Origin of the sequence: Paenibacillus wenxiniae (assembly GCF_039822605.1) — a bacterium.
GTDB lineage: Bacteria > Bacillota > Bacilli > Paenibacillales > Paenibacillaceae > Saccharibacillus > Saccharibacillus wenxiniae.
The window spans coordinates 54,975-79,804 of sequence record NZ_JBCGUH010000015.1 but is presented as its reverse complement, the minus strand read 5'-3'; the positions used below and the strand labels follow the sequence as shown (position 1 = coordinate 79,804).

The following is a 24,830-nucleotide window of genomic DNA, read 5'->3' as shown; positions in this document are numbered from 1 at the left end:
CCCTTTAAATTAGACGACAGTAGGTCCGATACACAGCGTCGTCATCTGAGATATAATGGATTGTTTTCAGGCTTGCAAATTCCTGTTTTTTGACAATCTCAATATTTTTAGAGATCAACATATAATATGGTTGATATTGTTTAGCCAGGTTTAAATACGAGAGAGCTTTTTCTATGTTAGAATTCAACCAAATTTCTATTACAGCTAAATTATTTAAAATAGCATAACAAGTTGGATGTATACGAATAGCTTCTTTCAAAAGATCATAAGCTTCGGCATATTTTTCACCGATAAAAAGAATGATCGACTTATAAAATAGAGCTTCATAATTCATTGTTTCACTCAATGCGGAGTTTAGATGAAGTAACGCTTTATCATAATCATTGTGAAAATAATAATAGTTTATTCCAATCGTTGTATTTATTTCAGATAAGGTTAAGCCTTTTTCTAGCCAGAAGTTCACTAATTGATCATTACTGTATTGGCTTTGTACTGCTAAAACATCGCTTTTCATTCGATCACTTTGATTTGAAGTATTTTGATTGTGGATACGATAATGAGTCAAACACTCATTAATATAATAATAATTCCAATTATTGTAAGCGAAGAATAATGAAATATCGTAATCACAGCAAATTACATTAGAATTAAATGAAAGTGAAGCAAGCTTACGTATAGACATTCCACTACCGGTAAATAAGCCTCTTCTCCATAGATACATAGAGTAATTATTTTTATTGATTTCATTGGGTAATTTAAGTTTTAAATCAAATGGTTTGGTATTAGAATCTATGATATCCATATCAGAATAAACTAACCCTACAGATGGATCTTGAGCAAATGCTTCTACTGTCTTTTCTGCACGTTGCGGAGCAGCAATATCATCCGCATCCAAAAACATTAAAACATCTCCTGTTGCTATTGTAAGAGCCTTATTGTAAGCTTCAGAAATCCCACGATTGGTTGTGTTTCTTAATTTAATGAGTCGAGAATCGTTGAAGCGATCAATAATTTCCCAGGACTTATCTGTACTACCATCATCAATAACAATAATTTCGATATTATTATAAGTTTGACTCAAAAGACTGATCAGGCATTCCTCAATATATAGTTCGTTATTATAGACAGGTGTGATTGTTGAAACTCTCATCATAACTCCTCCAGTAATTCTTTGTACACTTAGAAGACGAATAGGAGCAACTCGAAATAGTTGATCCTATTCGTCTACTGTATTTAATAATCATGTGTAATTAATGAATGATGATTACTTTCTGAATATGCGTTTTGAATCGCGAATATTCACGTTCTATATAATATGAATGAAATTCTTGGCGAATTGCTGGAATCAGGTTTTCAGCACCCGGGTTCATTAAAATAATTAATTTACCACCAGGGGAGAGAGAGAATTTTGCATGTTGGATGAAAGAAATAACAGACGTACTTGTTTGCAAGGTTTCTGGAATACGTAGCAAAATAAAATCAAATTTGTACAGTTGGTTGTCTAAGTTAAGATCGGTCTTAAAAGCAATATCCAAATTGTGTTGGAAGAATGTATTACTTTTGGATAACGCATTGATACTTAGCATTTTTAGATGTGATAATTCGGTCCATTGTGATAATGGTAAGCCAGAAATAGCCAATTCTTCTGATAATAGCTCAATCAACATACGTTCTTCAGAATTCGACATACATTTACTACATATAATATTGGAACTGTGATCGGTTTGGAATTTACCCGAGCCACATATGTTGCAATAGGTTCCAGATTCAAAAATATAGTATGTTCTTTCTTCTGATTGTTGAATAGAAATACTGCATTGAAGAATATTAGTAATATAATCAGCATTCTTACTTAAGCCTATTGTATTTAAACTGGTTTGAATTTCTTCATAAAAAATAGAAGCAATACATACAAAAGGTTTTAAAGATGTTATATCTAGCAACTGTTGTTTTGAAATAACGGGCACATCACAAAATAGAGTCCCTGCTTTTTCAGGATTGCTATCTATGAAGGCTGTGACTGAAATACCTGCTCCTTTTAAAATATTTAGAGCTTGTTGCCCACTGCTGCCAGCTCCCCAAATATAGATAGGTCTTTTTTGATCGATTCTAACTGTCATGTCTCGAACAATAGCGGTCTGTGATTTGAGATTTGATGAAGTCTGGGCTTGGAAAGGTAATCCGTTCACTGCTTGAAATGTAGCTTCTAGGAATTTTTTTCCGTGTTTTAAGTCTGGCTCTAAATGACAACCTTCCGCCCATTCATTCCAGGCGTTAATGAATACAATTTGCTCATCCGATGAATAAGATTCCACGTTATCAATCGCTTTTCTTAGCCAATTGTAATACACTTGAGCATCTTCATTCTGGATAACTGTAGCATTATTCCCGCGGCGTGGCGAATTGTCCCAACTAGGAAATACACATGGAAAAGTAATAATGTCATCGTTGGGCTGTTTTTGAAGTTCTTTTTCCACCATTTGGGGATAGCTGTATATATTCAAACCTGGAATATTGCTTAGAGATAATTGTTCATCAAACTCAAAGGATTTTAAGTTTGGAGCAAATTCATATATAGAATCAAAGCCCAGATCAATAATTTGTTCTCTACTTAAAATGTTCTGTGAGTTATTCGCACAACACAAATGGATCTTATCGAATCCTTGTTTTTTAGCAGCCTTGCGCCAGCGTAAGATGATTTCTTTCAAATTAGGAATATCGCTAGCACGATAAATAAGAAATAAAGGAGCACCATTAATCTGGATATAGCGTTGATCCTGAAATGCTTGTGCTAACCATTGCATATGTTCTTCAGGATCATAAGTTGCATAGTTTTGCTCCATTAAAATTTCGTGATTAAGCCCGTCCCAGCGTCTTGTCCAATTCTCATTAGCCCAACACAAACAGAAATCATGATTAGGAGCTCCCGAGTGTAATACTTCTAGAAAAGGTTTTTCCATTAGCATTTTTCCATTGAACCAATAGTGATAATAACAGAAGGCATCAATGCCATACTGTTGCGCGAGGTTAGCTTGGGCTTCTCGTGCTTCTGGTAATCTTAAATCATAAAAACCAAGATCAGCTGGGATTTGAGGCTGATAATGTCCATTGAATAAACTTTTTGATTTTGCTACATTGGTCCATTCTGTAAATCCTTTTCCCCACCATTCATCATTCTCAGCAAAAGGATGAAATTGAGGAAGATAAAAAGCAATTGTTCGCATGTAGACTACACCACCATCAATGAATGTATTAAATCAATTAACAATAAAAGTGAAATCTTGAAATTCTGAGAGTGGTTTATTTTTTAAAATAGGTATAATTTCATCATAAAAAGAAGAAGCAATGATTACATAAGGATTGATGTTTTGTTCATTGTAAATTTGATTTATGATGGCTGGAGTATGAATTGGATAGTTATCAATTAATTTACCTTTCTTACTGCGATCGCTATCAATAAAACCTACAATATTTAATGTGTTGGTCAATTTTAATTTATTTAAAACTTTAACACCTACTGAACCAGAACCCCAAATTAAGATGGGACGGTTTTGATTTTGCTCAAGATATAATGGAGATAATAACACGTCTTGCGCATATGGGCTTTCAATGAGTGTTTTAACATCATAATGATCTTTTTTATTATTGTTTTGAACAACAGTTGCGGATCGAAAGTATTGTTTAGGAATTTTAAAATAGAAATCAGGTCCGTATACATGCTCTCTAAATTTTTCGTCCATTTTGCTATATAATTCCATTTCTTCTTTGGTGATAGCATAACGATCCATAATAGAGCTCACAAACTGTCTATTATTAATATAATTTGCATTCTTGAAATGAAAATTAACTACACTCCGGTAAAATAAAAAGTTTACAGGAATGCCAAAATCAATGATCCATTCATAATCAAAAACGACCCATTCTTTGGCAGGCGAAACAATGATATTATCAAAAGTGAAATCAAGATTATTAAATTCACAAATAATAGATTGTTTTTGAGAAGCTTCAAAACCAAAAAAATCATGAAATCTGGAATCGGAATTCCAATTTATCGGTTCACTTGAAGCTGAATTTATAAGCAAATTATAGTATTCATGTAGCAATTGATTGAATAATGTAAGATTATTTTCTTTAATACTTTTAATCATAGTTTCGTTTAAAGAAGTACCTAAAATGAAATCAAAACGAAGAGTATCTTCTACTAGAGATACAGGTGCTAACTTTAAAGAAGGATAATGAATCTTTAATTGTTCATAATTTTTTTTCATATTTAAAATATGAGATCGACCAGCTTCATTTATTGGACGCTTGTATGAGAAACGTTGATCATTTTCAACTGTAATAAAAGTCTCGGTTTGAAATTCTGGTTTACGTTCTCTATTAAATTTAGAATAAATGATCTTCATTATCATGCTCCTTTGTAGAAATTACAAGAAATGAATTGGAGAAGAAAGGAAACATATCATTATCCAGAATACCATCTCCGACTTTTTGCTCATCAAAAGTAATAAAACGGCTTTGGTCCATCAATTGAGCAGGATAATTAATTTGCCCTACTTGTGGCAGATAGTCATCGGAAAAGATTTGGTCTGGAAACTTATAATCTGGCCAAGGGTAGTAAAAGTCGTTGGTTTCAAAACCGGAAAGGTCTAACAGGCTGTTTAATTCTTTATGACTAAAGGTACGGATTCCTGTATGAGATGGGTAATCTTCTATGCCTTCATATAGTGTTCCAAGGTGATCTTCCCTTGCACCTGCCCAGTACTTTAAGCCAAATTTGTTTTCTATAGCGATAATTAATTTTCCGCCTGGCTTCAGTAATTTGTGTATTTGCTTTAAAAAGCTTTCATATGGAGTAGAGGTATTAATGAATTTCCCTGAGTACTCTAACACTCCAATAAGGGTAATATAATCGAATTTTTCTTCGAACTGGATGTCTTCGAAATTACCTACAATAATATCAATGTTGGAACATTCTTTATGACGATTGGCAATAATCTCTGCTCTGAGTTTCGAGAGCTCAACAGCGGTTACACGGCTGGCTTTCTCACTTAGTAGCCCGGTGAGTGCGCCGCAGCCTGCGCCAATTTCAAGGATATGACTATCTTTTTCTAGAGGAATCCATTCCAATAAATTTCTGCGTACTGATGAAAAATGATATAATACAGCCCAGCGGTGATCAGCTGCTAAAATGGAGTGCTCATCTAAAGCTTTATTTTGAGCCATTTTGAGAATTTCAAGTTCGATGTCTCCATCGCTGTATTTGTTTTCTCCTGAATAATAAGATAGATCAATAGTTACATTTCCAATTGTATATTGATTTCCCATAGGAATACGACACCCCATTTAGATGTATTAAATTTCAAAAAATCACTTTTTAACAGTTAATGAAATAGTAGCAATATCTATATGATCTACATACTTCATATTGCGAATGACTTTAACTTCAGATAAAAGGAAATACGTGCTAAGTTCTTGAAGAATACTTTCTAATGTTCCGTGTTCGTCCACAGATTCTACTACTTTTCCATAGTTATAATTCCAAAGATCATTATTTCCTCGATAAAGATCAATGGTAAGCAAAAGTTGTCCATTAGGTTTCATCCATTTAAATAAAGATGGCCACATTTTTTGTCGTTCTGTAGCCGGCATATGTTCGATTACACTAATCGAATAAATGTAATCAAAGCTTTCTGATGTGAACTCGATTTCATTAATACTCTGATTATAAGATTGAATACCAGAATCCACTTCACTGTAGTCCAAATATCCCCATTCATTCCAATCCGTTTTATCGCTGTCGTTATAATTACGTAGGAAGGAAGAATAATCAACAGTAGTTACTTCAATGCCTTGATTGGACAAGTAAATAGGTAGAGGAGCAACACCTGCACCTATATCAAGTACGCTAGTAGCAGGGTTCTCTTTTTTAACTAGATCTGCCAACCACACATATTCATAAGCTCTCGGCGAATGTTTTGTGAAAAAGCCAAAGGACTCTATTGATAATTGTGAAATTTCTTCAAGTAACTCCGCATTCAAAGATTCATCACGAAGTACCTCGAAAGTTTCTATATCCATATCATTGTTTCCACGTTTCATAACTAACCTCCAAGATTATAGTTTATGGTTTGCAAGAAAGTCGTTAATTGTTTCTATTTCGGTGTCTATTTGCATATATCCTGTTTTTTCCAAATGGCCTTTACTATTTACATGAGAGTGATAGTGTAAAATGTAAGCAGAAGTTGAATCAGGAATATCATCAATTTTAGAGTGATGAGTCGAAAAATTATAAGAGACATCCAGAACGGTATAAGGCAATTCTGCACTTGAAAGTGATAAAGTCAATGCAAATTGATCTGTGTAAAATGAATTTTCAGCGATATACTTTGACATGTAAGGATACTGTTCTAATAATTCAAGGGCGTGATTTTTCCAAGAGGTGTATAATAATTGAGTATACTTTTTGGGCACAATAACTAATCCACTGTTGAAATAGGGAACTGTATAAACTCTACTATAAGTTGTTAATACTCGATGATTAGGGAATGGAACTCCTAAATGTTGGAACATACTTCGCCATGTTTCTAAACGTAGAGTATGAGTATTGCATGGCTTTAGCATAATTGCATCGGTTGAGAGTGATTCTGAGAAATCTTTAACTACAACCATATCACAATCAAGCATCACTAAAATATCATAGTCATCTTCCATTTCTAGCATTCGAATTTTATTGCAATGCGGAGATCTGGAATCGAATGCTTGGATTATGCGACATTCTACTCCTATATTAGCAAGTCTATCTTTAATATCATCGTCTACATTATCGACAAAATAAGCAATACGACTTGCTGTATGTAGCTTTCCCCCAAATTGTTTAATTGTCGAGAAAAGATTAATCACTTTTAAATGATAGATAGGTGTATTTTCTGCGACACAAGAAATAACTACTTTCATTAAAATATCCCCTTGTTCTCATAAGATAGAAAAACAAATCAATAATTCTTAAATAAGTATCGGTCTTATTTGGTATTTAATTAATATGAATGTTATAGATTAGGTAGTCAGCTCTAATAAATGTGAATAAAGTGCTATTCAGTTTATAGATTATAATACCGATTTAAATAGTTGATTAAAGATACAGAGTAATGTAATTAAATGGAGTCGATATAAATGAAAGTAATCGCTTTTCGTGTAGATGCTTCATCAACAATAGGTATTGGCCATATTAAACGCTGTCTTACCTTAGCAGATCAATTGAATACAACAATAGATGAAGTGAAGATCATTTTCATATGTAATGATCTATTGCCTAAATTAATCAAATCTGAAATAGAGTATAAAGGCTGCGAATTGAAACTAATTTCTAGTCCACCGACAAAAGAGGAATTTAATCCTTTGGAGGATGCCTATGAAACTAGACAGATTCTTGTAGAACAGCAACATGTAGACTTATTGATTATTGATCATTATCAGATTGATTCGATTTGGGAGCAATTATTTGTAGATATTGTACCTCAAATTTTAGTTATTGATGATCTAGCAAATCGTATGCATACATGTCATGCTTTACTAGATCAAAATTTGTATGATAATTTTGAACAGAGATACAAGAATCTTGTACCGGAACAGTGTACATTGTTTTTGGGACCGGAATTTTTATTATTAAGAAATGAATTTTATGAACATCTAAATCAGTACAAACAAGATTATCATTCTTTAACACATATAGCTCTAAGTTTTGGAGGTAGTGACCCTACAGGGGAAATTACTAGGATATTGATGATGATTCCAGAATTTAGACGTTATCTCCCTCATTTAGTGTTTCATGTTGTTGCTGGACCAGCTAATATTGAAGCTTCTAGGATTGAACAGCACTGTAATGAGTTGAATGATGTCTTTTTTTATAATGATCCACCTATTGCCGAATTATTCTCTCAAATGGATTTGGTCATCGGTGCCGGGGGAGTAATGATGTGGGAACGATGTTTTATTGGTCTACCTTCAGCTGTAATTACAGTAGCTGAGAATCAAATTGAGTCTGTAATTGAAGCAGAAAAAAATGAATTAATTTGGCACTTGGGATATACTGACCAAATTACTTCAGGTAAATTAATAGAATTTTTAGTACATGTTTGTTCTAACCTGGATGAATTACAGAAGAAGAATAAGAGTTGTCGGATGTTTATGCAACAGACTCGTAGTTCGCTTACTCATCCTATCATAAAGTGGTTTAAACAAAAGGAGGCTATATAATTTGGAATTTCGAATAGGCCAAAGAGAAATTGGCAAAAACCACAAACCATTTATTATAGCAGAAATGTCAGGAAACCATAATCAGTCTCTTGAGCGAGCTTTGGCAATCGTAGAAGCTGCTGCTGCTGCTGGTGCAGATGCCTTGAAGCTGCAGACGTATACAGCGGATACGATGACACTCAATATTCAAGAGGGTGATTTTTTTATTGCTGATAAAGATAACATGTGGAAAGGCAACTCTCTATATACCCTATATCAGGAAGCCTACACGCCTTGGGAATGGCATAAGCCCATCTTTGATCGTTGTGCAGAACTAGGCATGCTTGCTTTTAGCACACCATTTGATGAAACGGCAGTAGATTTTCTGGAATCTTTGAATGTACCTGCCTACAAAATTGCTTCATTTGAAAATACAGATATACAACTCATTCGTAAAGTTGCAGCTACGGGTAAACCTATGATTATTTCAACAGGCATGGCGTCTATTGCTGAACTGGATGAAACGGTTCGCGAAGCACGCAAAAATGGATGTGAAAATCTAGTCCTGCTTAAGTGTACAAGCACGTATCCAGCTACACCAGAGAACACAAATATTTTGACCTTACCACATCTGGAGCAGTTATTTAATTGTCCAGTCGGTATGTCTGATCATACAATGGGAATTGGTGTTTCTGTAGCAAGTGTATCCCTTGGAGCCGTAGTCATTGAAAAGCATTTCACACTCAATCGTGCAGATGGAGGAGTGGATTCTGCGTTCTCTATGGAGCCAGAAGAAATGCGTCAATTAGTGATCGAAACGGAAAGAGCCTGGCAATCGTTAGGACATATTAGTTATGGTGCGACTGAACGTGAACAGGACTCATTAAAATATCGTCGTTCTCTGTATGTATCCAAAGATATAAAAGCAGGTGAAGTCTTAACAACTGATAATATTAAAGCAATACGTCCAGGTAAAGGATTACCTACCAAATATCTCGATCAGTTGATTGGACGTAAAGTTGCGAAAGATATTACTAAAGGTACGCCGTTAACCTGGGAGGTCATTTAAAATGAAACAACGTATTTTATTAACCGGCGGAGCAGGATTTATTGGGCGCTGGGTTACCAAAGAATTATTAGAACAAGGACATGATGTATGGACTCTTGATGATCTATCGAATGGGCAAGAGTCTAATTTAACTGAGTTCAGAAGTCATGCTAACTTTAAAGAATTTATTGAAGGTAGTATTTTGAATGAACAGCTACTTGCTGACCTTTTCAATAAGCATAAATTTACGATCTGTTATCATCTTGGGGCTTCCATTAATGTGCAAGATTCTATTGATGATCCTAGAACGACATTTAATAATGATACGATCGGTACATTTTATATTTTAGAACAATGTCGCAAGCATCTCACAAAAGTCGTATTCATGAGTACTTGTATGGTATACGATCGTTGCAACGATGAGCAGGGGATTGATGAAAGTCATCCAACGAAACCTGCTTCACCATATGCAGGTGCCAAAGTAGCGGCTGAGAATATGGTATTATCCTATTATTATGCATATAATCTCCCTACAGTAGTGATTCGTCCCTTTAATACCTATGGTCCTTTCCAGAAAACGGGCGGCGAAGGCGGCGTTGTAGCTATATTCTTGAAGCAGGATTTGAATGGACAAACGCTAAAAATATATGGTGATGGTACTCAAACACGTGATCTACTTTATGTAGAGGATTGTGCAAGATTTGTGGTAGCGGCAGGATTCAATAACCAGGTGGATGGCGAAATTGTGAATGCAGGCTTAGGAAGCGACATAACCATTAACGATCTGGCTCTACAAATTGCAAATGATTCTGCTCGAATTGAACACGTTGAACATATTCATCCACAAAGTGAGATTCCTAAATTACTCTGTAATTCTCAAAAAGCAGCAAGATTGCTAGGATGGAAACCACAAGTAACTCTATCTGAAGGTATTTCTCGCACGAGAGAATGGATTGCAGCTGGAGGATTGAATCCATAGAAGTCAATTGACTAGGAGGCAGACTAGATGAACGATGACTATGAAAACAACTTCAAACCAGTTAGACCAAATATGCTTCCCTATGGACAACAATGGTTGACTGAAGAGGATATAGAAGCGGTTGTACAGGTTTTAAAAGGCGATTTTATTACACAGGGGCCTTCTATTCAAGATTTTGAACGGAAGGTCGCTGACTATGTTGGTGCTTCGTATGCTGTAGCATTTACGAATGGTACGGCTGCTCTACATGCAGCTTGCTTTGCCGCAGATATTGGACCAGGGAATGAAGTGATTACAACACCACTGACTTTTCTAGCAAGTAGCAACTGCGTGTTATATCAAGGGGCGCAACCTGTATTTGCTGATATTGATCCTCATACGTACAATATTGATCCTGAAGATATCAAACGTAAAATCACGGCTGATACACGTGCTGTGATTGCAGTCGATTTTACAGGGCAACCTGTGGAAGTAGATAAAATCTTATCAATTACACAAGAACATAATCTGGTCTTGATTGAAGATGCTGCGCATTCGCTTGGGGCAGAATACAAAGGACGAAAAATTGGTTCCTGGGCAGATATGACAATGTTCAGTTTCCATCCAGTGAAGCATGTGACAAGTGGAGAAGGCGGCATCATCGTTACCAATGACGAAACTTACTATAAAAGATTATCAAAGTTTCGCAATCATGGGATGACACGCGATCCAGAAGATCTAGAAATAAATGAAGGTCCTTGGTATTACGAGATGCAAAGTCTGGGCTACAATTATCGTATGACGGATTTACAAGCAGCGCTTGGTTCATCCCAAATGAACAGGCTGGATCAATTTGTTGAACGAAGAAATGAAATTGTATCTATCTATAATGAACAATTATCAACATTACCAGAACTTATTTTGCCGTATCAATTACCAGCAGCTAAATCCAGTTGGCATCTCTATGTTATTCGTTGGCCACTTGAGAAATTCAACTTATCTCGCAAACAGGTTTTTGAAGCACTTCGAGAAATGAATATTGGCGTTAACGTGCACTATATACCGGTTTATTTGCAGCCTTATTATCAACAACTAGGCTATGAAAAAGGATTATGTCCGATCGCGGAACAATATTACGAAAATTGTATTACATTGCCTCTGTTCCCTAAAATGTCAGATACAGATGTATACGATGTATGTGAAGCAGTAACGAAAGTATATCAGTTTGCGCTTAAGCAATAATAGGATTAGATTTATCGTGCGTAGGGGAGGGATATTATGTTCACTTTCACACCTTTGGGAGAACAGCATCTAGAACAGGTCTTGAAATGGCGTACTCAACCAGAGGTGACTCGTTATATGTATTCTGATGTCGAGTATGATATGAACCGACAGCAACAGTGGTATGCGCAAATTAAAGATTCCTCTAGCGAGAAGTATTGGATCGTTGAGCTTAAAGGGGAAGCTGTAGGCATGATTTCCTTAAATGATTTGAATGTTATGCATCAACGCACAAGCTGGGGGTACTACATTGGAGAAGAGAAAGCGCGATTATATGGCGGATTTGTTCCTTTATATCTGTATAATTACGTTTTCAATAAGTTGGGTTTTCATAAAATAACAGCCGAGGTTATGGCTGGAAATGATAATGTAATTAAATTACATCGTTCTCATGGATATCGCGAAGTAGGCATATACTACGACCATATTTACAAGTATGGTGAATATCACAATGTTCATGTATTAGAGCTGCTGAAAACCGATTGGGCATCAAAACAAGAACGCTATGCTAAATATACAGCAAAATTTTAAGAAGAATCCTATGAAGGGGCTGATATAAGTGGAGAAACAAGAAAGTAATTTGATTTTACTAAGTATTTTAAATGAAATATTAGAAGAGGCGGGTCGTAAGCCAATTACAGATCTTCAGGAAGAGATGGATTTAAGAGTCGATCTTGGCATGGATTCATTAATGTTGGCTGAACTTACTGTCCGCATTGAATCTGAATATCATATTGATATTTTTGAAGATAGCTTAGTCGAATCTGTAGGAGATATTATGCTTAAAATGGAAACTCAGATATGAATACCGGTAATCAAAATGATGTGTTTTTGATTCATGATGATAAAAAGTATACGTATGCCGACTTATGGAGACAATTGAATTCTATTACAGTATGTAATAGATATGTTTATATCCAGCATAACGATCCCTACCGTGTATTTATAGCGATTATTCATAGTCTGATCTATGAGTATCCTATTGAATTACTGGATGGGGATTTTTCTGAATCTGAATTACTTCGTTTGGGGCTATCCCAAGAAATGATTTTGACCGATGCCTCTCCACTAGCTAAACAAAGTAATAAGAACCTCGATTCATGGCATGCACTAGCAGAGCTTCTAAATGAGCGGCTTGTAAGCTCTACATGGTCTATATCTTTATTCACTTCAGGATCAACTGGGATTCCGAAAAGAGTAACACATCATCTAAAATCGCTTGCAAGAAATGTAAAGCATTCTGTTCAGTTTCAAGGTCATATTTGGGCATTTGCATATAATCCCACTCATATTGCAGGCATACAAGTATTTTTGCAAGCTATCTGGAATCGGAATCAAATCGTATATGTATTCGATCAGCCAATAAATCAAGTACCCGATCAGTTGGATAGCTGCAGTGTGTCACATATATCTGCTACAGCCACATATTATCGAACGCTACTGCCTTATTTGAAAATAGAGATTGCTAGTATGCAGAGAGTGACGCTAGGTGGCGAGAAATTTGATTTAAAACTTGTAAAGAAACTGGAATCTTATTTCCCCCATGCTCAATTTCGTAATATATATGCATCTACTGAGGCTGGTAGTCTCTTCACATCAGCAGGAGACATATTCCAAATCAAGAAAACTAATCAACATCAGGTTCGAATTCTGGAAGGACAACTCTATATTCACCGATCTGTAATGGGTACTTCTCCTGTAGACTCAGAGTGGTATGCAACAGGTGATCTAGTTGAGCAGTTGAGTGAAGTGGAATTCAAGTTCGTTTCGCGGGACTCCGAAACGATTAATGTGGGCGGTTATAAGGTGAACGTGCTAGAAGTTGAAAGTGTTTTGTTAGAGTTTCCGGGGATTACAGATGTTAGAGTCGTTCCCAAAGCGAACAAAGTGACTGGCTACATTTTGACAGCAGAGGTTGTTAAAAAGGCAGATACAGATGATGCCACACTCAAAAAGAATATCAAACAATATGCTGCTGAGCATTTGCAGGCTTGGAAAGTGCCTAGAATCATTAGCATTGTACCTGAAATCCCGCAAAGTCGCAGTGGGAAGAAATCAAGAATAAATAATGAGTAATGGGAGGATTGGCAATGGCTGAACATAACGAACCCACTCAGTGGATTATTGTTACGGGACATTCACGTGGAGTAGGCCAACGGCTAGTGAGCAAGCTTTTAGCCCAATCCGATTATGGTGTAATCGGAATTAGCAGATCTGTAAATGAACAAATTGAAGAATGGCAGAATACCTATAGTGAGAAATTCAAACACATTTCGTATGATTTGAATGATGTAGAAGGAATCAAAAAGCTTTTTCTAAATGAAATTGCTAGCATAGGTCCTATATATGGATTAGTGAATAATTCAGCGATGGCCTATGATGATATTGCCTCTAATCTAAATATAACAAAGCTTCAAAATATGTATAATGTGAATGTATTTGCCGCGATGCAGCTTGTTAAATACACTCTTCGCAATATGCTTTTACATCATACACAAGGCTCTATTGTTAATATTTCTTCGATTAGCGCTCATACCGGGTATAAGGGATTGAGCATGTACGCGTCTAGTAAAGGTGCTATTGAAGCTTTCTCTAAAAACATTGCACGTGAGTGGGGCAGTCGAGGAATTCGTTCTAATTGCGTGGTTCCAGGATTTATGGAAACGGCAATGAGTGATACGTTGACTGAAGAGCAAAAAGCTCGGATTTATAAGCGTACGTCTTTGAAGAAAGAAACGAATGTAGATAGTGTATGCGATAGTGTTATATTTTTGTTATCTTCAGGCGCTTCTTCGATTACAGGAAGTGTTATCCATGTAGATAATGGAACGATCTAAACCTAATTTGCATTTGTCTTCAGATGTATGTTTATTTTGTGCATCTGGAGCAATTGCTGTTTAACAGATACCTATGACTACTTAATCAAGTTCATCATCGAGATGTAATTGAAATCCTCATTTATCTTTTCCTTAAAGCTCAACTAATACATAAAAGGCTGAAACGATAAATTTGCTTATTTTTATAAGTTTTATAATATGGAATATACCCGTAGTGCTAGTTAAAATTAATCTTGGAGTACTCCTATTTTCCAAAGTGTATAGGCTAGCAAAATCCCATCTAAAGTCGTTTCGAATCCAGATGGACTCTTCGAACGAATCGAAGAAAGAGCAAAACGAGTCACTAAGATGGAAAATACCGTTTCGATTTGCTTGCGTTTGCGTCGCATCCAACGCGTAAAGGCGGGTGTCCACCGTTCTTTTTTGCTGTTTGAACGAGTAGGCACACAAAGAACGGTACCGAAGTTTTGTTCCAATCGAATAGGTAAAGAGCGACTAAGGTACCCTTTATCTCCAAGAACGAGGGCAGAAGGTGCTTGACGAAGCAACTCTTCTACCAGCTGTACATCATGAACCGAAGCGGCCGACAAGACATAACTTTGGACGAAACCGAAGGAGTCGATTTGCACGTGCAGCTTGAAGCCCTAGTAATGACTCTGTTTTGAAGCGCAATAGCCAACGTCAGCTAGACCTCGAAAGCATCGTGCCCTTGTGATACGAACTGGGTGGCACAAGGGAAGAGGAAGGCTGTCGATGATCAAGTAGACGCTGCCGAACTCCGGCGAAGAGAGTCGTTTGCGTAACCACTTGAGCGCAAAGCGCAGATCTCGGCATCGTCGATTGTATCGAGAACGTTCCACGATAGGGCCTAAGTTCCCTTGGATAAAGCGATGTCAGGCACGTTCAGAGGTGAATCCTAGACCTTTTCCCAGCAGATGAAGCGCCAAGATATGGGCATCGCTTTGCTGAAGCCGATGATGGTTTTTGCGTTGAAGAAAGGGAGCGAACGCTTGCAATGCCTGCTGAACTTTTTTCAAAATAGCGCCAAATTGGTTTTGTACCGAGCATGGTTTTTGTGTACAATAAAGAGGTCTTTGCACAGGAATCCACCTTCCAAAATGGGGTTTGGTCACTTTCATTTTGGATGTTTTTCTGGGCAAAGGCTATTTTTATTTTTCAACTAGCACCACGGGTTAATTAAGTCTAAATGAAGACTTGGCGAAAGGAGGGATTATTCATGGATATTATTGCTCCTATACTTGCAACTACACCGCATGACCATTGGAAAATAACTGTACAAAACGTATTCCAACAACCTAATCTCCACCCTTTTCAAGATACCACTATTCAGTTTCTGGAAGCATTATCCAAGCATATCTTGCTGGATCGTTCTATGCGCGCCTATCCAGAACTGATGGCGATGGCGCACTGGTTGCGTAAAGCGCATATTGTCGAATTGAGAAAAGAATACGAGCAGCGTACAGCAGGCAAGTACATCCTGGCGCGCGGAACGATTATTCATTTTGCACCGGCTAATGTGGACTCGGTGTTTATTTATTCATGGATTTTGTCGATGCTGGCAGGCAACAAAAATATTATTCGCTTATCCCGTCGTACAAATGAGCAGACCGATATACTGATGCGTAAAATCAATGAGGTGATCAGTCGTGCAGAGTTTGAAGCGATAGCAGATCGTACACTGCTCGTTCGCTACAGCTATGAACAGGAGTACACCGCTTATTTATCCGAGCAGTGTGATGTGAGAGTGCTATGGGGTGGTGATCAATCTGTACGCACGATTCGTGCGATTCCACTTGCACCCAACGCGGTAGAACTTGTGTTTCCGAATCGCTATTCCAAATCGGTTCTTAACGCAGAGGCGGTTCTGCAAGCGGATGGATCAGCTATAGCTGTGCTCGGTAAGCAGTTTTACAATGATGCACTGTGGTATGGGCAGCTCGCTTGTTCATCGCCACGTGAGATTTTTTGGATTGGAAGTTCGGAATTGATTGCGGCGGCTAAAGAGCGCTTTTGGAAGAGCATGGAGCAGGTGTTGCAAAAGGAACATTACTACAATGAACCAGCGCTTAATATGTTGCGCTTAGCGACTTCAGATTACTATGCAGCCCAGCAGCAAACGGGACATGTCTATAACAGCTATGCTTCCACCCCAGTACGTGTGGAAGTAAGTGAAGCGGATTTTCAGCTGCGTGATATGCACTGTGGTGGAGGGCTGTTTTTGGAGTACGGTTTGTCTGAGCTTGAGCAGCTACATCAGCATATTCATGAGCGTGACCAGACACTGAGCTATTTTGGCTTTGATCGTCAGCAACTTGCACAATGGGCTATGGGGATTCCAAATCGAGGTATTGATCGAATTGTACCGGTTGGGCAAGCGCTTGATTTTGGATCGGTATGGGATGGGTATGATCTGTTCACGTACTTTTCAAGAGAAATTGCGATTTTATAAGTTGCTTTTTAAAATAGCTACGGCATACATCTCCAAGCGATGTTTATCCTCGATTTGGGATTTTGCTGTAGCTATTTTTAAAAATATAGATCAGAATGGAAGTGAGTAAGTAAGCAAAAATGGATTATAATTTTGATGGTAGAGGGTGGATGTGAATGGAACAACCAAAAATAGTGATGTATAAAGGGCAAAGTCAATACGATGTATTGCGGCATTTTGTGGATCAGCTTGGAATGGGATTTAAAGATTTTGACTATGATGTATGCATTATTGATTTACTTGAAATGGAGACCTCTATTGAACAGTTAAATCAAGTGCTGATTGATCAGAAAAATATAGTGTTTTTCTGCTCGTTTAATGGTGTTGGAATGGAGTTGACACTGGATAATGGGCAAAAAATTCATGAAGCGATAGGAGTTCCGTTTTTTTCTATCTATGTCGATCATCCAATTTATCATACAAGCAGAATTTTAGCTCAACAGCAAGATAGAAAAGCAAACTTGAATGTGATGTCATTTGTCGATCCGAGACATTCCGAGTTTGCAGCTAAGCAATTCTCTTCTCACAGTATGAAAATGTTTTTGCCTCATGCTAGCTATAATATTGAGGATTCAGTAATGAATGTCCCTTTTAAGCAAAGAACAATAGATATTGTCGTTTCGGGAAGTTACACGGATCCAGAAGTTACGATGGCGAAATGGAAAGAAGAATTATCTCCTTTTGTGTATGGTGTATTAAATGAAGTTATTGAGATTTCAGAAGCGTTTCCTAAGTATGCTATCTTTGATTGCTGGGAATACTGGACCAAGCAAAGAGGAATAGAGTTAGATGCTCTCGGAAGCGATAGAGCATTCTATTATGTACAAGAAGTAGACCGATTTTTGAGACAGTCTTTTCGTCATAAATTAGTAGACAGTCTTGCAGGATGTAATCTTCATGTTTGTGGCGATGGCTGGGAACAGTATAAAAGTGATACGGTTACTTTAATTCATCACGGTGCCTGTTCTTACCAAAAAATGCGTGAGATTATGGGGAATTCAAAAATTGTATTGAACGCTTTTCCTACATATAATCAATGGTCTCATGAAAGAGTATTTGATGCTTGTGCTTTGGGAGCAGTAGCTTTAACTCAATCTAATCCGTATTGGCACGAAGTATTCAAGCATGAACATAGTATACTGATGTTTGAAGAGCCTGATGAACTGAAAGAACTAATTCAGACTCAATTAATGCAGGGACATAATCTGGAAGAGATTGCTCAACACGGTTATGAAGTAGTAAAATCGCAACATCAATGGCGTAATCGTGCAAGTCAGGTACTAGAAGCCGTATTTCTCGCTTTCAACTTCGCTTAACAAAGAGAATGAATATCGAGGTTGCTGATTGCTTGATTTTATGAGTATGCATAATAAAATCAAGTAATCAGTCTGCTTCAATTTGTGTATATAAAATGATAATAAATCAATATAGGTAATATGTAATATAATTACATGAAAACCTTTACTTTTCCAATTGACAATTTTGAACCATAGATGGTATATTCAGAAATGTAGGCAATGTCTTACTTTATTTGATAACGAAGGGAATGTTATTGCATGCAAGGTAAAGTGAAATGGTTTAACGCAGAAAAAGGTTACGGCTTCATCGAAACTGACGAAGGCGGCGACGTTTTTGTACACTTCTCCGCAATTCAGTCTGAAGGCTTTAAGACGCTTGAAGAAGGTCAATCCGTAGAATTCGACATCGTCGAAGGTGCGCGTGGACCTCAAGCAGCTAACGTTATCAAATTATAATCATCCCGTGGCTATTGCCGGCCTTACATAGGTAATTCTGATGGTTACATTTGAATAATTAGCTAAGACTCCGGGATGTTTTCCGGGGTCTTTTTTTGGTTAAAACTCATGTTATACCCGGTAATTGACAATACGGACTGGATCATAGAGTGCTTTTTTGTAAGGCTCGATCGTATGCTGAGTAGCTTGTAGCAATTTAGTGTTATTTTGCAGTCACTTTTTAGAGGGTGACACGATATCGATTCACAATGATTGCGCTTTAAATATTTGTGACCATCCGTTAACAGTCCTTTTACTTATACCTTACACCTATGTTATAATTCGATAAAGGAGGAATGCCACATGAATTTTGCCACTCGAGGTCAGCACTTTGAAGTTACAGATGCAATCAAAGAATATGTGGATAAAAAGCTAAGCAAATTGGAAAGATATTTTGATGCACCACCGGTTTCCGACGGTATGGTGACACTTAGTTCCAATCGTGGACGCTTTACCGTAGAGGTAACCATTCCACTCCCAGGACTACTGCTACGTGCAGAGGATCGTAGTGAAGATATGTATTCTTCTATCGATTCTGTAGTCGACAAGCTTGAGCGCCAGATCCGCAAGCATAAAACGAAGCTGAACCGTAAGTTCCGTCAAAATGACGAGAATTTGAAAGCATTCTTCGTGGAAGATCCGATCAGTGCATCACTGGCTGTCGATGAAGACGCGGATGTGGAAGTGGAAACTGATGAATACGAAATCGTCCGTAACAAACGCTTCCTCCTGAAGCCGATGGACGTTGAAGAAGCTATTTTGCAAATGAATCTGATTGGGCATACGTTCTTCGTATTCTCCAATGTGAACACACAGCAGGTCAATGTCGTATATCGCCGTGATGACGGTAAATACGGTCTGATCGAGCAGGAATAATGATTCGCATCATTCCAATCATCAATATGCTGTGATGAACAGGAGATAAAGCCCTTTGAATATCGTTAGCTTCCCTAGCTAATGTGTGAATCAGCGATATGAAAATGAATGCACGATATGAACAATGCAAGGTGAGCCTTACCCGTCTTGGCGGGTAGGGCTTTTTTGATTCTATGTCGTAGTTGAAATGTGATCACAGCGCTAATGTAAAAAGTGTCATTACATACATATGCTATACTGCTGTGAGAAATCCTAGAAAATGGAAGAAACTTCAACAAACAAGTGCATTCCGATGTAAAGTAGAGTATACTGTTTAGAGTGCTACATACGCCTGTTTACTGTGTTATTTACTTGTATAATAAGCCTCTATAGCAGGTTGCCGCAGCGGTTAAAAACATCAAGTTGGCTGCCTGTTATCGCTGTTGTTTTGAACTCTATTTTTAACGCTATAGGGTACTGGATTTGCACGGAATGTAGAATTTGTAGAAACATATCGGGTAGGTTATACGTATGTATACCAGAGTAGCTTATTCATAATTGGATGTATGCTGGTTTACCCGTCGATCTCCAGTAACAGGGATGGACAACGGTAACCCATTTCATAAGTATAGATGAAGGCGCGGGAACTGATTTTCCTGGGCCGTATCGAGCTGATTTACACCAGTGACAGAGGCATTGTCTTGGAGCCGCTTTGTTGCGGGGCTTCTGCGAAACTGGTACAATTTATTGCAACTGAGATTATTGAATAATCCCCCGGAAGCGTCGTGTCAATTCCATTATTCAATAATCTATCTCTTTAATTGCGCGAAAGGGGTTAACCATGCTAGGACTCGTTAAGAAGATTTTTGGTGATTCAAATGACCGTGATGTCAAACGGATCATGAAAACCGTGGACATCATCAACAATATGGAAGCGGAATTTGAGGCTCTGTCCCACGAGGAGCTTCAAGGTAAAACAGCCGAGTTCCGCGAACGTCTGGAGAAAGGTGAGACGCTTGAGCAGTTGCTGCCGGAAGCTTTTGCCACTGTGCGCGAAGCATCCAAACGTCAGCTGGGCATGCGTCATTTTGACGTTCAAATGATCGGTGGTGTCGCTCTGCACGAAGGTAAAATTGCAGAGATGAGAACCGGTGAAGGTAAAACGCTGGTAGGTACATTGCCGGTATACTTGAATGCGCTCGAAGGTAAAGGCGCACACGTCGTTACGGTCAATGACTATCTGGCACAACGTGATAGCCTGCAAATGAGCCGGATTTATAACTACCTCGGTATGACGGTCGGCATCAACTTGAGCGGCATGCAACATGAGGAGAAGCAATCTGCTTATGCTTGTGATATCACATACGGTACGAACAATGAATTTGGTTTTGACTATTTGCGCGACAACATGGTGCTGTACAAGGAACAGATGGTACAGCGTCCACTGCACTTCTGTATCATTGACGAGGTGGACTCGATTCTGATTGACGAAGCGCGTACACCGCTGATCATTTCCGGTCAGGCTCAAAAATCGACCGAGCTGTATTTTGCAGCAGATCGTTTTGTGAAGAGCTTGAAAGCGGAAGATGATTATAGCGTGGATATCAAAGTAAAATCGGTAGCACTGACTGAAGCAGGTGTAGAAAAGGCGGAGAACTTCTTCGGTCTGGAAAACCTGTATGATAATAAAAATGTAACGATCAACCACCACGTCGTACAGGCACTCAAAGCGAATGTGATTATGCATCGCGATGTCGACTACGTTGTATCTGAAGGCGAAGTATTGATCGTCGATGAATTTACCGGACGTTTGATGTCAGGTCGTCGTTATAGCGATGGTCTGCACCAGGCAATCGAAGCGAAAGAAGACCTCAAAGTACAGAATGAAAGTATGACACTGGCAACAATCACGTTCCAGAACTACTTCCGTATGTATCGTAAGCTGGCTGGTATGACCGGTACAGCGAAAACAGAGGAAGAAGAATTTAAAAAAATCTACGGGTTGGAAGTATTGCAAATTCCGACGAACCGTGTAAACCAGCGTCAAGATGCACCGGACGTTGTGTATAAGAGCGTACAGAGCAAATTCCGTGCGGTAGTGAAAGAGATCGAAGAACGCCATGCTAACAACCAGCCTGTTCTGGTCGGTACGGTATCGATTGAGAACTCTGAGCTGCTATCGGAAATGCTGAAACGCAAAGGCATCAAGCATCAGGTTCTGAACGCGAAATACCATGCGGAAGAAGCGGAAATTATCGCACGTGCAGGTCAACCCGGTACAGTGACCATCGCAACGAACATGGCAGGTCGTGGTACGGATATTATCCTCGGTGAAGGTGTAGCAGAAGTGGGCGGTCTGCATATTATCGGTACAGAGCGTCACGAATCTCGCCGGATCGATAACCAGCTGCGTGGTCGTGCGGGTCGTCAGGGTGATCCGGGTTCTACGCAATTTTACCTGTCGCTGGGCGATGAGTTGATGAAGCGCTTTGGTGCGGATAACGTGATGAACATGATGGAAAAGCTCGGCTTTGAAGAAGATCAGCCGATCGAAAGCCGTATGATCACACGTGCTGTAGAATCGGCACAACGCCGCGTCGAAGGCAGTAACTTTGATATGCGTAAAATCGTCCTGCAATATGACGATGTGATGAACAAGCAGCGTGAGATCATTTATAAACAGCGCCGCGAGGTACTGGAGTCTGACAACATTCGTGAAGTCGTACTGCAAATGATCAAGCCTTGTATCGAGCGTGTTGTTGAAGTTCACTGTAACGACGATATCCCTGAAAACTGGGAGCTGCAAGAAGTTGCGGATTACGTAAACAACAACTTCCTCGTTGAAGCGCAGCATGTGTCCAAGCAAGAGCTGGAAGAGAAAGAAAAAGAAGAAATGGTCAACTATCTGTTTGAGCGTGTAGAATTGTACTATCTGCAACGCGAAAAAGAGATCGGCGAAGTAACGATCCGTGAGTTTGAAAAGGTTGTTGTTCTTCGTGCAGTTGACCGCAAATGGATGGATCATATCGATGCGATGGAGCAACTGCGTCAAGGTATCCACCTGCGTGCTTATGGCGGTACAGATCCACTGCGTGAGTATCAGTTCGAAGGCTTTGAAATGTTCAATCAGATGGTTGCCGACATTCAAGAAGAAGTTGCCGGTTATGTGATGAGAGCACAAATTCAAAGCGAGAGCCAGCAGGAGCGTCAAGCTGTTGTAGATACAAGCAAAGTGAGCACAAACAGCTCTGAAACGGCTGAGAAACGCCCTTCCCGTGAAGAGCGTCGTCGCAGACGGAAATAAGGATAGTACAGCGAGGTTGGATGTCTGCTGTTAGAATGTGGGATGTTACCCAGTGATGATCGTTTACCTATAACGATTATCGTTCGCTTGTAAGGTACGTACACGATATACCTTGCTTTAATGATAGGCTATCCAGGGCGAACCTATTGCCAGGAAAGTCATCTATAGCGAATAACGTAATTCGAACGAGCAGGCATTCACTTATATGTGATATAGCGTAAACCCAAGCAAGACACTCACTGATGACCATCGTCCCTGTGGGTGTCTTTTCGCGGATAACGGTTCTCCCCTGTCTGTAACGGTTATGGTAAAGTATAATAAGCAAATGGCTCCGCTATCCAGTTGGAGCCGTACATTTTAAATGAGGTGACGTTCATGATCGAACCAAACGTAAAGCATGATCTGCGCGAGATGGCGCAGAAACTATCCAATCTTAGGGGGTCTCTTTGACTTAGATCTCAAAAATGAGATGATCGAGAACTTTGAGGTGAAAATGTCGGCACCGGATTTCTGGGACGACAATGAAGCCGCACAGGCGGTCATCGCTGAGATGAATGCAGTCAAAGGATCTGTAGATCAGTATAATAAGCTCCAGCAGGAGTATGATGATGTGAGCCTGATGGCTGAACTGGCAGATGAAGAGCAAGACGCTGAGCTGGCGCAGGAAGTTACCGCAGGCGTAGAAGCACTGGTGAAAAAGATCGAGGAGTTCGAGCTGCAATTGCTGCTGAACGAGCCGTATGATAAGCTGAATGCGATTTTGGAGCTTCATCCAGGTGCCGGTGGGACAGAGTCTCAGGACTGGGCATCGATGCTGCTGCGTATGTATACACGTTGGGCGGAGAAAAGTGGCTTTAAAGTTGAAGTGATGGACTATTTGCCAGGCGATGAAGCGGGCGTGAAAAGCGTAACGCTATTGATCAAAGGCTATAATGCCTATGGTTATTTGAAGGCGGAAAAGGGCGTACATCGTCTGGTGCGTATTTCACCATTTGACTCGTCCGGTCGTCGTCATACGTCGTTTGTATCCTGCGATGTTGTGCCAGAGATTACGAATGATGCGGAGATCGAAATTCGCACGGAAGATCTGAAAGTGGATACGTACCGCGCGAGTGGTGCCGGTGGTCAGCATATCAATACGACGGATTCGGCGGTACGGATTACACATATTCCGAGCGGCGTAGTCGTAAGCTGTCAGACCGAGCGTTCACAGATTAAAAACCGTGAGCGTGCGATGACGATGCTTCGTTCCAAGTTGTACGAGCGTAAGATCGAAGAAGAACGTAAACAGCTGGAAGAGATTCGTGGTGAGCAATCGGAGATTGCATGGGGCAGCCAGATTCGCTCGTATGTATTCCACCCGTACAGCATGGTCAAAGACCATCGTACTCAGGTGGAGACCGGTAATATCGGCGCGGTCATGGATGGCGATCTGGATTCGTTTATCGATGGTTATTTGCGTAGCCAGCTGAAGATTGAAGTGGAGTAATCGGTGAGGAGCCGTAGATGGCTCGGTTGAGATCAATGATAGACAAATAGCATGATTTATTTTACGAATGGATTTAAATGGATTTCATATTGGGGAACCTTCGTACTGGCTTTCTAGTGGAAGCAAGTACGAAGGTTCTTTTTTATGAAAAAGTGTGGTGGTCTGTACATTAATCATTTGTACATATGATGTGAAGAGGAGTTCATAACCATGCTCACGCAAAAAGAATGGCTAGAATATATTAATCGGTTACAAGAAAGAGAAAGACAAAAAATAACTTCTGGTGGTTTAAATAATTGGGTTATTGCTGTAGCGCTTTTAGGATTAGCTTACTGGTTACATCCTAATTTGGATAACTAAACTATTTTTCGATCATGCTGATTTATATTTCTAGTTCATAGACTCATAGTCGTTAACTTTTGGTCGCTGTGTTCCTATACCGGATTAAAGTATCACCCGTTTGCTGCATGTTCTTTCGCGAACCGTCTTTTTACACTACAATAAAAGCCGCGATGCTATGT

General features: G+C 39.0%; 22 protein-coding genes. 15 read left to right on the top strand and 7 right to left on the bottom strand.

The window, feature by feature from the left end; all coding sequences use genetic code 11:
* Positions 1-4: 4 nt before the first annotated feature.
* The 6 genes from AAHF22_RS19850 to AAHF22_RS19825 form a co-directional block, all read right to left on the bottom strand.
* Positions 5-1,150, bottom strand: coding sequence for a glycosyltransferase (locus AAHF22_RS19850; RefSeq protein WP_347326756.1), 1,146 nt, complete (start codon positions 1,148-1,150; stop codon positions 5-7).
* Between the two features lie 100 nt (positions 1,151-1,250).
* A complete protein-coding gene (locus AAHF22_RS19845; protein WP_347326755.1) occupies positions 1,251-3,224 on the bottom strand; it encodes a glycoside hydrolase family 99-like domain-containing protein in 1,974 nt (657 codons plus the stop codon).
* Between the two features lie 33 nt (positions 3,225-3,257).
* Positions 3,258-4,406, bottom strand: coding sequence for a nucleoside-diphosphate sugar epimerase/dehydratase (locus AAHF22_RS19840; RefSeq protein WP_347326754.1), 1,149 nt, complete (start codon positions 4,404-4,406; stop codon positions 3,258-3,260).
* Positions 4,387-5,328 (bottom strand): class I SAM-dependent methyltransferase, encoded by a 942-nt coding sequence (locus AAHF22_RS19835; RefSeq protein WP_347326753.1) that lies wholly within the window; start codon positions 5,326-5,328, stop codon positions 4,387-4,389. Before AAHF22_RS19835 ends, AAHF22_RS19840 begins: the two co-directional genes overlap by 20 nt.
* A gap of 42 nt (positions 5,329-5,370) precedes the next feature.
* Positions 5,371-6,102 carry a class I SAM-dependent methyltransferase gene (locus AAHF22_RS19830; RefSeq protein ID WP_347326752.1) on the bottom strand — a complete coding sequence of 244 codons (732 nt, stop codon included), beginning with the start codon at positions 6,100-6,102 and terminating at the stop codon, positions 5,371-5,373.
* 15 nt (positions 6,103-6,117) lie between these two features.
* Positions 6,118-6,957: a GT-B fold glycosyltransferase domain-containing protein gene (locus AAHF22_RS19825; protein ID WP_347326751.1), complete on the bottom strand. Its 840-nt coding sequence runs from the start codon at positions 6,955-6,957 to the stop codon at positions 6,118-6,120.
* Positions 6,958-7,173: 216 nt separating this feature from the next.
* Here AAHF22_RS19825 and pseG point away from each other — a divergent pair, with 216 nt between their 5' ends.
* From pseG to AAHF22_RS19785, 8 genes are read left to right on the top strand one after another with little or no spacing between them, the layout of a single operon-like run.
* Positions 7,174-8,256 (top strand): UDP-2,4-diacetamido-2,4,6-trideoxy-beta-L-altropyranose hydrolase, encoded by a 1,083-nt coding sequence (gene pseG, locus AAHF22_RS19820; RefSeq protein WP_347326750.1) that lies wholly within the window; start codon positions 7,174-7,176, stop codon positions 8,254-8,256.
* Position 8,257: 1 nt separating this feature from the next.
* Positions 8,258-9,304 (top strand): pseudaminic acid synthase, encoded by a 1,047-nt coding sequence (gene pseI / locus AAHF22_RS19815; protein WP_347326749.1) that lies wholly within the window; start codon positions 8,258-8,260, stop codon positions 9,302-9,304.
* A 1-nt stretch (position 9,305) separates the two neighbouring features.
* On the top strand, positions 9,306-10,262 hold the full coding sequence (locus AAHF22_RS19810) for an NAD-dependent epimerase/dehydratase family protein (protein WP_347326748.1): 957 nt from the start codon (positions 9,306-9,308) through the stop codon (positions 10,260-10,262).
* Positions 10,263-10,289: 27 nt separating this feature from the next.
* Complete coding sequence (gene pseC, locus AAHF22_RS19805; protein ID WP_347326747.1) at positions 10,290-11,483, top strand: UDP-4-amino-4,6-dideoxy-N-acetyl-beta-L-altrosamine transaminase; 1,194 nt, start codon at positions 10,290-10,292, stop codon at positions 11,481-11,483.
* Positions 11,484-11,519: 36 nt separating this feature from the next.
* Positions 11,520-12,053, top strand: a complete 534-nt coding sequence (pseH, locus tag AAHF22_RS19800; protein WP_347326746.1) for a UDP-4-amino-4,6-dideoxy-N-acetyl-beta-L-altrosamine N-acetyltransferase — start codon at positions 11,520-11,522, stop codon at positions 12,051-12,053.
* Positions 12,054-12,081: 28 nt separating this feature from the next.
* Entirely contained in the window at positions 12,082-12,327 is a 246-nt protein-coding gene (locus AAHF22_RS19795) for an acyl carrier protein (protein ID WP_347326745.1), read from the top strand.
* Positions 12,324-13,598, top strand: coding sequence for an AMP-binding protein (locus AAHF22_RS19790; RefSeq protein ID WP_347326744.1), 1,275 nt, complete (start codon positions 12,324-12,326; stop codon positions 13,596-13,598). Before AAHF22_RS19795 ends, AAHF22_RS19790 begins: the two co-directional genes overlap by 4 nt.
* 14 nt (positions 13,599-13,612) lie before the next feature.
* A complete protein-coding gene (locus AAHF22_RS19785) occupies positions 13,613-14,359 on the top strand; it encodes an SDR family NAD(P)-dependent oxidoreductase (protein WP_347326743.1) in 747 nt (248 codons plus the stop codon).
* Positions 14,360-14,586: 227 nt separating this feature from the next.
* Here the strand turns inward: AAHF22_RS19785 and AAHF22_RS23925 are convergent, their stop codons facing one another.
* Entirely contained in the window at positions 14,587-14,994 is a 408-nt protein-coding gene (locus AAHF22_RS23925) for a transposase (protein ID WP_371834091.1), read from the bottom strand.
* Between the two features lie 602 nt (positions 14,995-15,596).
* Between AAHF22_RS23925 and AAHF22_RS19780 the strand changes: the two genes are divergently transcribed.
* The 7 genes from AAHF22_RS19780 to AAHF22_RS19750 all read left to right on the top strand — a co-directional run bounded on the left by AAHF22_RS19780 (position 15,597) and on the right by AAHF22_RS19750 (position 24,669).
* On the top strand, positions 15,597-16,829 hold the full coding sequence (locus AAHF22_RS19780; protein ID WP_347326742.1) for an acyl-CoA reductase: 1,233 nt from the start codon (positions 15,597-15,599) through the stop codon (positions 16,827-16,829).
* Positions 16,830-16,984: 155 nt separating this feature from the next.
* Complete coding sequence (locus AAHF22_RS19775) at positions 16,985-18,184, top strand: glycosyltransferase family protein (RefSeq protein ID WP_347326741.1); 1,200 nt, start codon at positions 16,985-16,987, stop codon at positions 18,182-18,184.
* Between the two features lie 240 nt (positions 18,185-18,424).
* Positions 18,425-18,622 (top strand): cold-shock protein, encoded by a 198-nt coding sequence (locus tag AAHF22_RS19770; RefSeq protein ID WP_017815470.1) that lies wholly within the window; start codon positions 18,425-18,427, stop codon positions 18,620-18,622.
* A 342-nt stretch (positions 18,623-18,964) separates the two neighbouring features.
* Positions 18,965-19,537, top strand: a complete 573-nt coding sequence (gene hpf, locus AAHF22_RS19765) for a ribosome hibernation-promoting factor, HPF/YfiA family (protein ID WP_347326740.1) — start codon at positions 18,965-18,967, stop codon at positions 19,535-19,537.
* 820 nt (positions 19,538-20,357) lie between these two features.
* Positions 20,358-22,820, top strand: coding sequence for a preprotein translocase subunit SecA (gene secA, locus AAHF22_RS19760; protein ID WP_347326739.1), 2,463 nt, complete (start codon positions 20,358-20,360; stop codon positions 22,818-22,820).
* A 375-nt stretch (positions 22,821-23,195) separates the two neighbouring features.
* Positions 23,196-24,309 (top strand): peptide chain release factor 2 gene (gene prfB, locus AAHF22_RS19755; RefSeq protein ID WP_347326738.1). Its coding sequence is split into 2 segments (ribosomal slippage): positions 23,196-23,267 and positions 23,269-24,309, totalling 1,113 coding nucleotides; the frame shifts between segments, so codons are not numbered across the junction.
* Positions 24,310-24,519: 210 nt separating this feature from the next.
* On the top strand, positions 24,520-24,669 hold the full coding sequence (locus AAHF22_RS19750; RefSeq protein ID WP_347326737.1) for a hypothetical protein: 150 nt from the start codon (positions 24,520-24,522) through the stop codon (positions 24,667-24,669).
* Positions 24,670-24,830 lie beyond the last annotated feature (161 nt).

What these genes read in the sequence shown, in the direction of transcription:
- AAHF22_RS19850 (WP_347326756.1), bottom strand. Translation starts at nt 1,150, where the DNA reads ATGAGAGTTTCAACAATCACACCTGTCTATAATAACGAACTATATATT.
- AAHF22_RS19845 (WP_347326755.1), bottom strand. Translation starts at nt 3,224, where the DNA reads ATGCGAACAATTGCTTTTTATCTTCCTCAATTTCATCCTTTTGCTGAG.
- AAHF22_RS19840 (WP_347326754.1), bottom strand. Translation starts at nt 4,406, where the DNA reads ATGAAGATCATTTATTCTAAATTTAATAGAGAACGTAAACCAGAATTT.
- AAHF22_RS19835 (WP_347326753.1), bottom strand. Translation starts at nt 5,328, where the DNA reads ATGGGAAATCAATATACAATTGGAAATGTAACTATTGATCTATCTTAT.
- AAHF22_RS19830 (WP_347326752.1), bottom strand. Translation starts at nt 6,102, where the DNA reads ATGAAACGTGGAAACAATGATATGGATATAGAAACTTTCGAGGTACTT.
- AAHF22_RS19825 (WP_347326751.1), bottom strand. Translation starts at nt 6,957, where the DNA reads ATGAAAGTAGTTATTTCTTGTGTCGCAGAAAATACACCTATCTATCAT.
- pseG (WP_347326750.1), top strand. Translation starts at nt 7,174, where the DNA reads ATGAAAGTAATCGCTTTTCGTGTAGATGCTTCATCAACAATAGGTATT.
- AAHF22_RS19810 (WP_347326748.1), top strand. Translation starts at nt 9,306, where the DNA reads ATGAAACAACGTATTTTATTAACCGGCGGAGCAGGATTTATTGGGCGC.
- pseC (WP_347326747.1), top strand. Translation starts at nt 10,290, where the DNA reads ATGAACGATGACTATGAAAACAACTTCAAACCAGTTAGACCAAATATG.
- pseH (WP_347326746.1), top strand. Translation starts at nt 11,520, where the DNA reads ATGTTCACTTTCACACCTTTGGGAGAACAGCATCTAGAACAGGTCTTG.
- AAHF22_RS19790 (WP_347326744.1), top strand. Translation starts at nt 12,324, where the DNA reads ATGAATACCGGTAATCAAAATGATGTGTTTTTGATTCATGATGATAAA.
- AAHF22_RS19785 (WP_347326743.1), top strand. Translation starts at nt 13,613, where the DNA reads ATGGCTGAACATAACGAACCCACTCAGTGGATTATTGTTACGGGACAT.
- AAHF22_RS19780 (WP_347326742.1), top strand. Translation starts at nt 15,597, where the DNA reads ATGGATATTATTGCTCCTATACTTGCAACTACACCGCATGACCATTGG.
- AAHF22_RS19775 (WP_347326741.1), top strand. Translation starts at nt 16,985, where the DNA reads ATGGAACAACCAAAAATAGTGATGTATAAAGGGCAAAGTCAATACGAT.
- AAHF22_RS19770 (WP_017815470.1), top strand. Translation starts at nt 18,425, where the DNA reads ATGCAAGGTAAAGTGAAATGGTTTAACGCAGAAAAAGGTTACGGCTTC.
- hpf (WP_347326740.1), top strand. Translation starts at nt 18,965, where the DNA reads ATGAATTTTGCCACTCGAGGTCAGCACTTTGAAGTTACAGATGCAATC.
- secA (WP_347326739.1), top strand. Translation starts at nt 20,358, where the DNA reads ATGCTAGGACTCGTTAAGAAGATTTTTGGTGATTCAAATGACCGTGAT.
- AAHF22_RS19750 (WP_347326737.1), top strand. Translation starts at nt 24,520, where the DNA reads ATGCTCACGCAAAAAGAATGGCTAGAATATATTAATCGGTTACAAGAA.